Raw genomic sequence first — 14,238 nt, 5'->3', positions numbered from 1 at the left:
AAAACTTTTCTAATTAAAAAACAAAGCACAATATAGTGGTAATTTAAATTAAATATTAATATTAAATTTAAATACAGAGCTTTAATATAAATAGCAAATCTTTATATTAGTATAAAATTACTATTATTATGAGTATGAATCTATTTAAGTCTACTGAAATGAGAATTGCTGAAAGAGTGCTTAAAAAAATCAATCAATTTGAGCCTCTTATTTCTAAATTAACTGATGAAGAATTGAAAAACAAAACAATACAATACAGAGCTAGGTTAGCTGATGGCGAATCGTTAGAAAAAATTAGACCTGAAGCCTTTGCAGTTTGCAGAGAAGCTACTAAAAGAGTTTTAGGCAAGAGACCTTATGACGTGCAAATGCTTGGCGGCGTTTTACTAGATCTAGGTTCAATTGCTGAGATGAAAACTGGTGAAGGTAAAACTATTACATCAATCGCACCTGTTTATTTAAATGCACTTAGTGGTAAGGGAGCTATTGTTTCAACAGTTAATGAATATTTAGCACAACGTGATGCCGAAGAAATGGGGCAAGTTTTTTTATTCTTAGGACTTAGTGTTGGCATTAACAGAGCACAAATGGATCCTAGTTTAAAAAGGGAAGCATATGCTTGCGATATTACATACTCAATCCACTCTGAACTAGGTTTTGACTACTTAAGAGATAATATGGCTTCTAGCATTGAGGAGAAAGTACAAAGAGGCTTGCACTTTTGTTTAACTGACGAGGCTGATTCGATTTTAATCGATGAAGCTAAGACTCCTTTAATTATTTCAGGTGGCCAATCTGAAGATTCAAATGTTTATTTCGCTTCCGATCAATTTGTTAGAACACTTGACGAAAATGACTATGAAATAGATGAAGAAACTAAAGCTATCTCCCTTACTTTTAATGGTGTACAAAAAGCTAATAGATTCTTTAACTTTGATAATTTATATGACATTAAAAACTCAGAAATAGTGCACAGAATTCAAAATGCACTTAGAGCACATAAAGTAATGAAAATTAATGTTGAATACATTGTTAGAGACGGCAAAATTGAATTAGTTGATGCTTTTACTGGCCGTATTATGGAAGGAAGATCATATAGTGAAGGCTTACAACAAGCTATTCAAGCTAAGGAAATGGTTGAAATTGAGCCTGAAACTAAAACAATGGCTACTATTACTTACCAAAACTTTTTCCGTATGTTCGATAAGCTTTGCGGTATGACTGGTACAGCTAAAACTGAAGAGCAAGAATTTATTGACATTTACAATATGAGAGTAAATGTTGTTCCAACCAATAAGCCTGTAATTAGGCAAGATTTGAAAGATTCAATTTATGCTTCATATCCTGCTAAATGAATGGCTGTTGTTGAAAAAGTTAAAGAATTATATGAAAAAGGCCAACCTGTTTTAGTTGGTACTGCCCAAATTGAGGATTCTGAATTATTACATGAATTATTAGTTAATGCTGAAATTCCACACACAGTGCTTAACGCTAAGCAAAATGCTTCTGAAGCTGAAATTATTTCGCGTGCTGGCCAAGTTAAGGCTGTTACTATTGCTACTAATATGGCTGGTAGAGGAACTGACATTAAGCCTAGTGCTGAAGCACTAGCTTTAGGTGGGCTTTATGTGTTAGGAACTGATAAAGCTGAAAGTAGAAGAATTGACAACCAGCTTCGTGGTCGTTCTGGTCGTCAAGGTGATCCTGGGGTATCTAAATTCTTTCTTTCTATTGATGATCAACTTATGCGTAGATTTTCTAACTATGAAGAGTTTAAAGAGCAATTTAAAAAAGATGGTGATAAAGAAGTAACTACAAAGTCGCTTTTATATGGTTTCCAAGAAGCTCAGAAAAAAATTGAGGGTTTTAACTATGATACGCGTAAAAATGTCTTGCACTATGACGATGTTATTCGTCAACAAAGAGACTTGTTTTATGCCCAAAGAGACTTAATCTTAATTAATGATGATGTTGAGTTTGTGATCAACAGAATGATTAAAAGCACGGCTAATATGATTACTAATATGCCTAAATTTAAAGATAAAGGCAACATATTTAAGTATCACGACTTTATTGAATATATTAACGAAACAATATTAGGCAAAGGTATTAGAACTAAACTTTTATATGAAGATATAAAAGACTTGCATGATAATGATTTATTGCAATATGTCAGTGAGTTTTTAATAGCTAGCTATCACAAATGAAGAGATAAAGCTTTAGATAACACCGATTTAGCTTATGTAAGATGATATGAAAAAAACATTGTGCTTAGAATAATTGATAAATACTGACAAAATCATATTGACACAATGGATAAGCTTAGATCACATACTAATTTAGTGCAATATGCACAAAAAAATCCTTACCAAGTGTATACACAAGAAGGAAGCAAAAAATTTGATGAAATGCTAAGCAACATTGCTTATGACACAATGACTGAGATCTTTAAAGACCGTTTAGGTTCAGAGAGCTTAATAACAAGTGAAATGGAAAATGATCCAATTTTTAGACAGCTAATTGATAACCTTATTTTAGATGAAATGTCTGACGATGAAAGAGAAGAGTTCATTGTCAATATGTACAAAAATGTTAAGTCACAAATTGAGCAAAATGTAAGTGAGAATCAAGAAGCAAATAATGAATAAATTTATGGCTAAATTTAATGTTTATCCTTATATTTTAGGCCTAAAATGAAATAATGAAATATAATTTAATTGCATACATATAAGGAGACATATGAGCGCTTTAGATAAGAAAAATGAAAAGAAAGTAACTGTTTGACATGTAACTCCTAAAGGTGATGTTTGACAAGTTAAAGGTTCAGGCGCCCTTCGTGCCACTAAAATTTTTAATACTCAAAAAGAAGCAATTGATTATGCTAACGAATTATCAAAAAGAAACAGTGGTTCAGTTTTAATTCATAGAACAACCGGCGAAGTTAGAGCCAGCATCAATAATAAAAATAAAGCAAAAGCAAAGTAGAGTTTTTTACTAAAAGCACTATAAAACAGCAATGAAAAAACAAAGAGACCCGTTCTGATGTCTCTTTATTTTTTAACTCGTTTAATAACTAGTCTACCAATTATGTTAATTAAAAGTATTGAAAAGCAGCTTAGTCATACATATGAAAGAGCAACTCTAGGTTGGTATAATCTTGTATCTAGATACCTGCTTATATTTCTGCCTATGTGTAGCTCTTGACTTGCTAAAACATAATAAGTGATTGAATTTCTAAAAATAAGCTCAAAGTAGAAAATTGTCATTGAGATAAAGTCTACTTTTATTGCAGGAAGGACATATTTAAGAAAAATTTGGTTATTGGTATAGCCTTGCATACGCATGTTATTAATTGCTTCAATGTCTAGATTATCAACAACCTCTGTTAGTTGTTTTGACTTAGAACACATTTGGTGAATTCCAACAACTAGCATTAATAACGTTATAGGGCTAGGAAAAATATTAAAGAATGTATAAAACAAAACTGTTGTTGGGACTAATCTTACTAAAACATTTAGTGAACGTGCTGTTGCAGCAACATATAACCTGTTTAGATTTAAAGACTGAAGTCTAATGGCAATGAGTGTCAGAACAATACAAATGAATAGGGAAGCGAAAGAAAATTGTAATGAGTTTCAAATAAGTAATAATGGATTATGATTGACGTCAGTGCTTTTAAAACTAAAATGTGAAAAGTCTGGGTTAAATATTTGTTCAAAAAACTTTTTAGTAACATCTAAGTTATGAATTTTTATGCGTGTTGTAGCAAATGTTGTAATTGAAACAACTGCAAAAAGCATAAAAATCAAAACAATTATTACTCTACGGATATTGATTTTTTTAGAAAGTCTTTTGTAATACGAAATTTTGTCTTCATTTTTTGTAGGCAAAATAACTTTTGTTCTAGCTTCAAATAAAAATCGTTTGAAAACATAATTAAGTACTTCTAATAGTAAAACAAATACCATTAGCACTAAAAGTGGAATACCTAATTCATTAAAGAATGTAATATTGTGTGATGCATAGTAAATTAACTTACCAATACCTGGGAGAGTAAGAGCACCTAGAATTGATGCTCATCTCATATTGGATTCAAATGAAAAGATAAACAATGCAATTATTCTGTTTTTAACTCTTGGATAAATTTCTTTAAAAAAAGCTTTTGTCTTTGAATTACCTTGCATAAGAGAAATTTTATAAGCCTCTAAATCAACAGAAACTAGTAACTCTTCATAATACTTATGTAACCATAGTCATGTAAATCATATGTAAACTAACAATAAACTTAGCTCATTTTGAATACTAAGAATGAAAATCTGAATAAAGACCAATTCTGGAATAGAACGCAAAATTAGCATAATGACAAACACTAAAAAAGCACTGTATTTATTTGTCGGTGTAGCAAAAGAGAAATAAGCAGTAACAAGTGCTAGTACAAAGCCAATAAAAGTTCCTGTAAGTGCTAACTTAATAGTTACTCAGAGCACTTTCATTGTTTCAAGTAGCAAGTTTTCATATTTACCGTCAAACCTTCCGGTTCTTTCAGTGTATTTATTTCCAAATGAAAATAAGCGTTTTAATTTCTCGCCAACATCATGCAAGTTGGAAAATTTTATTCTGCCAGATAAGGCATAAACTGAATAGATACAAATTGCTAAAATGGCTATAAACAAGATATGAAAGTAAACTGGATGTAGCTTTCAGCTTGTTGATGTATTTGATTTTTTGTTTACATACCTGTATTTAAAAAATGTTGATTCTTTAACTAAATCTTTGTTTCAATTATTGAATTGAGTTCTCATTGCTCAACATCTTTAGTTTTCTTATCAAATACAATTGTCTTGTTTTTAATAGCAATAACTCTGTCAAAATTTTCTTTAACTAAGCCTAAGTCATGAATGTTAACAATAATAGTTTTTCCTTGGTTAGCAATTTCTCTAAGCAGTGATAAAACTTCTAAACTAGTTATCCTATCAAGGTTTGAAGTAGGTTCATCAGCTAAAATTAAGTCTACGTTTTTAACTAATAATTTAGCAATTTCAACCCTTTGTTGTTGCCCGCCACTAAGATCGCTAACTTTGTAAAATGCTTTATCTAAAATTCCTAGTTCATCTAACTTAGTAAATATATTAATTTTTTGCTCTTTAGTAATTATGCTAAACAATTTATAAAATCAATTTTTGTACTGTGAAATTGATCTAGTTATATTGTTGTAAACATTTTCAGTATTAATCAAATTAGGCTTTTGTGTTAAAAAGCCAATTCTTGACATAATACATTTCTTTTGCTTTTTGTAAGATATTTTTTTATTATTACAACTTTGTCTTTTTGCTAGCTTGTCTGCTAACTTTTGCTTGTTATTATCATAAGCAAGAGCTCGGCGTGAAGTGTCTCAATCTTCTAAACTTATGTGTGCTTCTTCAGACTTATTTTCTGTTAAATTACTGTCTTTTTTGACTGTTTTATAGATATTTTGGCCAAATAATCTAACACTGCCCTTTGATATTTCAAGGGCATTGACTATTACCTTAAAAAGTGTACTTTTGCCTACACCACTTGGCCCAATTATGGCTATAAACTCGCCACTCTCGACATCTAAATTTAGATCTTCAAGTATGTAGTCGCTTTTCTTATTATACTTAGCGTAAATTCCTTTTAATTCAATAACTTTAGACATTATTTCGCGCTAGGACTAACAACTGATAATTTATCAAAGTCTTGTTTTGATTCAGCACGAACTTGGAACTTGGTTAGTGTTTCTAATAATTCCTTGTCTAATGGTTGGAATTTATTGTAACCAGTGTAAATTCCATATAGATTTTCTTCCAATGATAATGATTGTAGTGCTTTAGAAATTAAGTCAACCTGTGATTGCAATAAACCTGTTCTGGCTAAAACCATATCATATGGTGCTGGGTTAGTTAAAGTTAGCACTCTAACAACATCATTTTCAGTATCGTCGTATGATTTTTCTTCTTGGAACTTAGTTGGTTTAAATTGACCGGCATTGTCGCCTTCTTTTTGTGAAAATGTTCAGTTATATTCACCTTCGTCGCCAAAGCTAATGTGTGGTGTCAATTTTTTCTTAGTATCTTTGTCTTCAGTTTCCTTACCTAAAGAATCGCCAGCACTTTTACCTCTAACAACAAATTCTTGATTTTCTTGTAAGAATTTGTTAATTTCTGCTAAATCCTTACCAAAGTGACGTGCTAAAATAGCTGCTTGATATTTGTATTTACCTGCACTAGAAGATTTCTTGTAGCTTATTCCGTGTTTGTAAAAATCTTCTCATTTCTTTGCTTCTCATGCTTTAACTATCGCATCTCTAGTTGCTTTATTACCTGAGATATAGATAGCGCCATGGTAAACGTAAGTAACTTTGTCTTTTTTGTAGAAGTTTGTGTATTTTGAACCGTCGAACTTAAGCTTCATATTTTCACCAGTAACTTTATATCATTCTGGGTATTCTTTACCAATTTCTTTAGTTCATTTGATGTTATTTTCCTCAGCATGAGCACGCAATTTGTCATTTGCAGAACCGTCAACATATACATCATTATCATCAGCTCCTCAAGTAAATTGCAATGTACTTGCTTGTGCAACTAATTTAGAAGCAAATGCAGAGTTGAATTTGCCATCTTTTCATAGTTCATTGACATATTCAGTATAGTTTGCTATGTATAAGTCATTTTCTTTGTTGTCTGCCGTTAACTTAGTGTAGTATGAGCCATCTCCATCTACTTTAATAACAAATTTAACATCTGGAAAGTCTTTGGTTTTAGGGTCTTTATTTTTAAGCTCATTAAATCTTTTACCTAATAAGTCTAAAAAATCAGTTTCTAATTTTGTACCTTGAAAACCTTTATTAACTCAACCATTTGTTATTGATATTTCTGTATCTCATGATTCACCACCACATTTAGCAGCTACTAAAGGTGTAGCAGCTAAAAATGCAAAACCACCTAACTTAGCTAATAAATTTATTTTCTTCATATAAAAATCTCCTTAAATACAGGGAGATTTTTTGAATATACATTTATTCGTGTGCTACGCTAGCATTACCTAGATCAGCTTATAGGTATATTCTCAGCCATTATAGATTAATAATTTAGGCACCCTGTATATAAATATTTTAATATAAATTTAAATTTAAGCATAAATGGCAAAAATATAAAAAACACAATAATAACAAAATTTTTCCTTTTATGCCTATTTTATAGGTATATTGGGATAAGTTATTTAATTAGCCCTAAAATTAGGCTAAAAAATCAAAATTACAGTCCTTGTGTTTTTCTTAATATCTTTAAAACAGCCATAAAAGATGAAAATATATTCACTAAAATGTTAAAAAATGCGGCATTTTGCTATAATTAGAGAAAACATATAATTTTTTATTTAGTTGAGATTAAATCGAGGAGCAACAACATTATGAAAAGACTTAATTGTACTTATGAATTTAAACAAGATAGTAAATTCCCTTGATTATTGAAACACCCTAAAGTAAAAAAAGGCCTAGCAAAGTTTAAAACACGTGAAGATGCTTTGAATTGGTATATGCTCTTAGATTATGAAACAGCAGTTTGATTCCAAGACAATCAAAGAATTTTCGCAGGTCAATTAACAATTGATTATGAAGATGGTGAATGATACTACTACATCAAGACTAAAGACTTTGATGGTGAAGCAACTTATGATGGTGTTTGCCATGAATTAGGAATTAATCCATACAATTACAAACGTGATAGAGATGCCGAAATTAAAAAAGGCAAAAAGATGACTGAAGGCGAAGATTTTATTTTAATCTCAGATCCTGCTACATATTTCCCATTAAACTTAGAGATTTCAAAAAGAAAACGTAAAGATTTAGTTGACATTGAACATATCAAAGTACAATACGAAACCAAAATTTTATCATTGCAAGAGCAAATTAACTCTACTGACGAACATATGTCTGAAGAGCTAAAACAATCTAGAGAAGAATTAGCTAAAAAAGAATTAGAACTTAAAGAAATTTCAAACAAAATTAACTTACTTAAACAAAATACATTAGCTCGTCAAGAAGTTCAATATGTGCAATTTATAGAATTAAAAGGTTCTGATATTTTTGGTGCTACAGCCCTTTACAATGAAAAAATTAAGAAAGTTATAGAAGGCTTAAATAGCAAAAAAATAAGCTGGGAAGACTTTAATAGAATTAAGAAAAACTTTAGTGATTTTGATAGCTTAATTACCTATAAAAAAGCTAGAATGAGCGATAAAGGATTAAGATTAATCACTATATTGCATGATGAATTTAAAACAATTTCTATTGAACTTCTTTCAAAATTAGAACCTAGTGATGAATTAGATGATTCATATGCTAATAGAGCATTTTATAAAGGTACTGAAAGTAAATTAATTTCAGTAAGCTGAGAATTATCATTTGTTTTAGTTGAATTTATGCACGTAGGTTTTGTACCTGTAAGTGAATATACTTATTCAATTCCATACTTAGTTGAACGTTCAAAATACTTAGTTACTTTAATTGATGCTGGTGACAATAATAAGATTGTTACTTTCCAACCAGGATTAGAGCAAACTAGTGAAATTGAATTAGTAGATGACAAAGAAGATGTTATTGAAACTAAGAGTGTTGAATTCAAAGAAGAAGCTGTTAAAGAAGAAGTTAGTGAAAGCAAAGAAGTTAAGAATCCAACATTAATTTATTATGAACTAGCTAAACCTGAAGCAGTACAAGAATCAATGCAAACTGCAGATGCTGAAGAAAAATTAGAACCAGCAGTTATGCCTGCTGAAGCTGCTGAATCTAAAAAAGCTACAGTTATTCAATATAACTTAATTAAAGAAACTCCAGCAGAAGCAAAAGAAGAAGTTGCGCCAGTAGCAATGATGGCTGAGCCTATGCCTGCTGAAGAATCTAAAGAAGCTAAAATGGTTGTTGAGCATCCTGCAATGATAGAAGAAACAGCACCAGTTGAAGAAGCACCTAAGGCAGTTGAAAATCAACCATACTTCTATGAAGATCGTGTTGCTCCAAGTGTTAATATAGAAGATTACACACTTCCTGCTGAAGAACAAATATTAGTACAAGAAGAATCTAAAGAAAAAGGCACAGTTGCTAAAAAGAATGTTTTATTTATTGCTGCCGTGACATTGTTAGTCTTACTAATAATAGCTATAATAGCTGTATCAATTTTAGGTATAGTACACCTAACAACTGATGTAAATATCTTCAAAAGCCTATAAATATTAAACAAGTAAACAATAATTTTAATAATTGTTGTTTTTTGTATTCTTTTTTCAAAATAAATAAGTATTATTAATAATACTTAAATTTATATGTAGGAAATTTGGCAAATATGAATAATAAAGACAAAAATATGGCTAGCATTATAAACCATTTAAAAGCTACTGGTTTTGTATTTCAAGGAAGCGAAATTTATGGCGGATTATCTAACACCTGAGACTATGGGCCACTTGGTTCGCTTTTAAAGGAAAATATCAAGGATTTATGAAAAAAAGAGTTCATATACAGCGAGCATAATAACTTCTTAATTGATTCAAAAATATTAATGAATCCCAAAGTGTGAGTAACTTCAGGCCACGTTTCTAACTTTAATGACCCTTTAATTGAAAATAAAGTTAATGGCAAAAGATATAGAGCTGACAAAATTATTCAAGAAATTGTTCCTTCATTAATTCCTGAAGCAATGACTTTTAAACAAATGCATGAGTACTTAGTTAAAAACGTAACTGAGTATGATAATTCAAAGTGTAATTGAAGCGAAATACGTAAGTTTAACTTAATGTTTGAAACCAAGCAAGGAATTATTGAGGGCGAAAAGAGCTTAATTTATCTAAGACCAGAAACTGCTCAAGGTATTTTTGTCAATTTTAAAAATGTTTTAAGAAGCACTAGAGCAAAGCTTCCAATCGGAATTGGACAAGTAGGCAAAAGTTTTAGAAATGAAGTAACGCCAGGCAATTTTATTTTTAGAACTAGAGAATTTGAGCAAATGGAGCTTGAAGTTTTTCATGATCCAAAAGATTCAGAATTAATTTTTAATAAATACTTAAATAAATGTAAGACTTTTGCTAACCTAGTTGGAATTAAGGATGAAAATATCAGAATTAGAGCACATGAACAAGATGAATTAAGTCACTATTCCAGTGCTACTAGTGACATTGAATACTTGTTTCCTTTTGGCTGAGGCGAATTATTAGGAGTTGCTAATAGAACTGATTTTGACCTAAAAGCCCATATGCAAGCTACTGGTGAAAGTTTAGAGTACTTTGATCCAGTAACTAATTCCAAATTAATTCCTTATGTAATTGAACCATCGATGGGTTTAGACAGATTAATGCTGGCCTTATTAATTGATTCATATGATGAAGAATTAGTTTCAGAAAACGATACTAGAATCGTTTTAAAAGTGCCAAATGGAGTTGCGCCATATAAATTTGCAATTTTGCCTTTAGTTAAAAAACTAAATGAAAAGGCTGAAGAAATTTATAAGCAGCTGCTTAAATTAAATATTCCAATCACTTATGATGATGCTGGCTCAATTGGCAAAAGATACAGACGCCAAGATTCAATTGGTACACCATATTGCATCACAATTGATTACGATTCATTAAATGATGAATGCATAACTATTAGAAATAGAGATAGTATGTCGCAAGAAAGAATTAGTATTTCTAACCTATACGAATTTGCTCAAAAGACCTTTAAATAAGCTTTGTAAGTAAAATAATTAAGAAAGGACAGTACGCAACAATGTCAAGAGTTTCAAATGAAATTGCCAACAATATTATCGCATCAAATGACATTGTTGATGTTCTTAGAGACTTTATTGAATTAAGAAAAAAAGGGCAATCTTATGTTGCTCTTTGTCCTTTTCATAATGACACAAATCCATCAATGAGCATTGACACACGTAGACAGATATTTAAGTGTTTTGTGTGCAACACTGGTGGCAATGCGCTTACTTTTTTAAAACTTTTTAAAAAATGAAGCTACATTGAATCAATAAAATACTTAGCTAATAAAGCAGGCATTGACTTTGATTATTCAGAAAATACTTATGAAAGTGATAATCAGAATAAATTAAGTCAAACTGATATTAAAGTTTATGAAGTGTTAGATAAAGCTAATTCGTTTTATAAATCAGAACTTATTAAGTCAAATAACCCTGTAATTCAGGCATTTTTGAAAAAGCGTAACCTAAGTTACAATGACTGCAACAAATATGACATTGGCTATGTACCAGTAATGCGCTTTAAAGAAGTTTTTGCTTCAGAAATAGAAAATGAATTGAGCATTTTAACAAACGCTTCCTTGATTTCACCTAATAATAAAGAAGAGTTTTTTAAAAACAGAATTACTTTTGGTATTAGAAATGAGCAAAATCAAATAGTTGGTTTTAGCGCAAGAACTTTAGATGATTCTAAGCCAAAGTATATAAATAGTTCTGACAACAATTATTTTAAAAAATCAAGCATTTTGTATAACCTAAACAATGTTTATCAAGAAAGCAATTTTAACCAAATTATCATTACAGAAGGCTTTTTCGACGTTATAGCGCTAAATAAATGCAACATTAATGAAGCAGTATGCTTAATGGGAACAGCTTTAACCAAGGAGCATGTTTATAAGCTGCAGAAATTTAAGAAAATAATTTTATTTTTAGATGGCGATAATGCTGGGCAAGAGTCAACTTTTAAAACTATTAAGACATTGTTGCAAAATAATTACACTAACATTTATGTAGTAAAAAGCAATAATAAGCTTGACCCTGATGAGCTACTAAACACATATGGCGCTGATGCTGTTAAAAATTTAATTAATGATGCTAGCTTATATATATATTTTGTTTATGACTACTTGCGCCTAAAATTTGGCCTTTATGATGGATTTAACATAATTAATGTCAATGAAATGCAGTTTCAAAAGTTCGGTACTGAATTTTATCCTTTTTGAGCATACTTGTCGCAAAATGCTGCATCTGTTTTTAATGAAAAATTAAAAAAAGAATACAATAGAGATATTAACTTTATAATCGACAAAGGCAAAAATTTTAATAATGATTTTAGTACTTTCAATAATGTAAATTTAAATAATTATGATAAACCTTATGACTATAACGATTCATTTTACTACGATGGCATTGTAGATAGCCAAAGTTTTAATGAGCAGCCAAGCTTTAATAGCCCTAAGCTCTATAAGCCTATAAAACAGGAATATAAGCAAAATTGGATAGAAAAAATGTTGCTAATTTTGCTGCACTATCCTAACTTACAAGAGTTTTTTTACAAAAACTATTCTAAGGAGCCATTTGAATCAATTGAACTTAATTCAAGTGCTTTAGAATTTAACAAAGATCTTAAAGTTATTTACAAAAAGTTAATTAATCACATAAAAATTGATGAAGGTGAATCAAAAAGCATAATTAAAAAATTTACTGAAGAAGGCAAAGACTTATTTATAAGTAAATTAAATTTTGATAACAAGGACATAGTGCAATTAGAAAATGATTTTGCAGAAATTTATAAAAGAGCTAGAGATGATGATCTAAAAAGATACAACTACTATATTGTCAATGATCTAGGGGCTAATGGATCAGGGATATTCACAAACGACAAAATAGTTAAGGAAATTTTAGAGAAGCAAAGGCAAAATAAATTAAAAATGGATGATGAGGAGCAGAATGAGTAAAAAAAGTGAACTAAAGGCGACAGTTAAATTAATCAAGTCTCACCTTAAAAATTTAGGCAAAAGTACTTTGACTCAAGAAGAAGTTTATGAGTACTTAGATTCAATTAAAGTAGAAGTTCCCGATGATGATATGGACATTATGTTAGAACTTCTTTTAGAAGAAAATATTCTTGCAGATGATTTTGATGATGGCGATGCTTCATTTGTTAATAGTGATGACATTATGGATGAAGTTGATGCCGAAAAGTCTATGAACAAGCTTGATTCGTCAAAATCATATGATGATAGCTTAGATAGCAAAATACAAGTTAAATCAAATGATACTGAAAATTTAGAAGATGATTCAGAATATTCAAAATTAATTGGCAACTATAGCGATAATTCATATGATTCATATGAAGAAGAGTCTGAAGACTTTATGGTTATGGATGATGATTATCATGATTCAAGCTATGATGAAGATGACGAAGAAGACGAAATAGTCTATAAAACAGATGATAAAGACCAAAGTGCAACTAAAAGTAAAAGAGGTAGAAAACCTAAAGATAAACTTAGTTTAGATACTTTGGAACTAGAAGATTTTTCAGCTGAAGAAATTGATCTTAGCGCTAATTTATCAGTTAAGAAAGAAGATCTTAAAAATAAGCTTACTGAAACAAATGATATTGTTAAGTGATATATGCGTTGAATCGGTAAGTATGGAAAATTATTACAACCTGAAGAAGAATTTGAGCTAGCCACTGAAATGGATAAAGGTGGCTTTAAAGGTAAAAGAGCTAGAGATAAGCTAATTAAAAGAAACTTACGTTTAGTTATTAATAATGCTAAAAAGTACAAAAATAGAGGTTTAAGCTTCATTGACTTAATTTCTGAAGGAAATTCAGGAATTATTAAGGCTGTACAAAAGTACAACGTAAATAAAGGCTTTAAGTTTTCAACCTATGCAACTTGATGAATTCGTCAAGCAATTACTAGAGCAGTAGCTGATCAATCAAGAACTGTCCGTGTACCTGTTCATATGGTGGAAACAATTAACAAAATAACAAAAATTGAACGCGAGTTACAGCAAGAAAATGGTGTTGATCCAACTGATGAAGAAATTGCACAAAGATACGGCAATGACTTTACTGCTGAAAAAGTTAGACACATTAGAAAAATTAACATTGACCCTATTTCTTTAGATAAGCAAATAGGAAAAGAAAACGATTCATCATTTAGTGACTTTGTTAAAGATGAAAGTGTTGTAAACCCTGTTGACTATGCTTCACATGAAGAATTAGTTGAAACCCTAAATGCAATATTAAAAGACACACTTGATGCAGATGAATATGAATTAATTTGCAAAAGATATGGCGTTGGTTTTGATAATAATGGCGAAAAATATAAAGTGTTTTCATTAGAAGAATTAGCTTTAGAAAGAAATGTTTCTAAAGAAAGAATTAGACAAATTGAAAACAAAATTTTAAGAAAGCTTAAGAGTAGTCCTGAAAGAAGCAGATACTTAAAAGTGTTCATGGAATAGA

Annotated in this window: 9 protein-coding genes; 6 read left to right on the top strand and 3 right to left on the bottom strand. The window is 30.2% G+C overall.

Annotated features, from left to right (window positions below; all coding sequences use genetic code 4):
* Nucleotides 1-134: 134 nt before the first annotated feature.
* Complete coding sequence (gene secA / locus MAG_RS01430; protein ID WP_011949449.1) at nt 135-2,648, top strand: preprotein translocase subunit SecA; 2,514 nt, start codon at nt 135-137, stop codon at nt 2,646-2,648.
* A 91-nt stretch (nt 2,649-2,739) separates the two neighbouring features.
* Nucleotides 2,740-2,985, top strand: a complete 246-nt coding sequence (locus MAG_RS01425; RefSeq protein WP_011949448.1) for a DUF2188 domain-containing protein — start codon at nt 2,740-2,742, stop codon at nt 2,983-2,985.
* A gap of 65 nt (nt 2,986-3,050) precedes the next feature.
* Here the strand turns inward: MAG_RS01425 and MAG_RS01420 are convergent, their stop codons facing one another.
* Genes MAG_RS01420 through cypl form a run of 3 tightly spaced genes read right to left on the bottom strand, consistent with a single transcriptional unit; the run spans nt 3,051 to nt 6,993 of the window.
* A complete protein-coding gene (locus MAG_RS01420; protein ID WP_011949447.1) occupies nt 3,051-4,802 on the bottom strand; it encodes a PhnE/PtxC family ABC transporter permease in 1,752 nt (583 codons plus the stop codon).
* Nucleotides 4,766-5,677 carry an ATP-binding cassette domain-containing protein gene (locus MAG_RS01415; RefSeq protein ID WP_011949446.1) on the bottom strand — a complete coding sequence of 304 codons (912 nt, stop codon included), beginning with the start codon at nt 5,675-5,677 and terminating at the stop codon, nt 4,766-4,768. Before MAG_RS01415 ends, MAG_RS01420 begins: the two co-directional genes overlap by 37 nt.
* Nucleotides 5,677-6,993 carry an ABC transporter thiamine pyrophosphate-binding lipoprotein p37/Cypl gene (gene cypl, locus MAG_RS01410; RefSeq protein ID WP_011949445.1) on the bottom strand — a complete coding sequence of 439 codons (1,317 nt, stop codon included), beginning with the start codon at nt 6,991-6,993 and terminating at the stop codon, nt 5,677-5,679. The genes MAG_RS01415 and cypl overlap by 1 nt, the downstream gene beginning before the upstream one ends.
* 435 nt (nt 6,994-7,428) lie before the next feature.
* Here cypl and MAG_RS01405 point away from each other — a divergent pair, with 435 nt between their 5' ends.
* From MAG_RS01405 to MAG_RS01390, 4 genes are all read left to right on the top strand, one after another.
* On the top strand, nt 7,429-9,246 hold the full coding sequence (locus tag MAG_RS01405) for an MAG3090 family protein (RefSeq protein ID WP_041308720.1): 1,818 nt from the start codon (nt 7,429-7,431) through the stop codon (nt 9,244-9,246).
* A 113-nt stretch (nt 9,247-9,359) separates the two neighbouring features.
* Complete coding sequence (locus MAG_RS01400; RefSeq protein WP_011949443.1) at nt 9,360-10,736, top strand: glycine--tRNA ligase; 1,377 nt, start codon at nt 9,360-9,362, stop codon at nt 10,734-10,736.
* 41 nt (nt 10,737-10,777) lie between these two features.
* Nucleotides 10,778-12,715, top strand: a complete 1,938-nt coding sequence (gene dnaG, locus MAG_RS01395) for a DNA primase (RefSeq protein WP_011949442.1) — start codon at nt 10,778-10,780, stop codon at nt 12,713-12,715.
* Nucleotides 12,708-14,237, top strand: coding sequence for an RNA polymerase sigma factor (locus MAG_RS01390; RefSeq protein ID WP_011949441.1), 1,530 nt, complete (start codon nt 12,708-12,710; stop codon nt 14,235-14,237). The genes dnaG and MAG_RS01390 overlap by 8 nt, the downstream gene beginning before the upstream one ends.
* Nucleotide 14,238 lies beyond the last annotated feature (1 nt).

The organism is Mycoplasmopsis agalactiae PG2, assembly GCF_000063605.1.
Lineage (GTDB): Bacteria > Bacillota_I > Bacilli_A > Mycoplasmatales > Metamycoplasmataceae > Mycoplasmopsis > Mycoplasmopsis agalactiae.
This window is presented reverse-complemented; position numbering and strand designations above follow the sequence as displayed.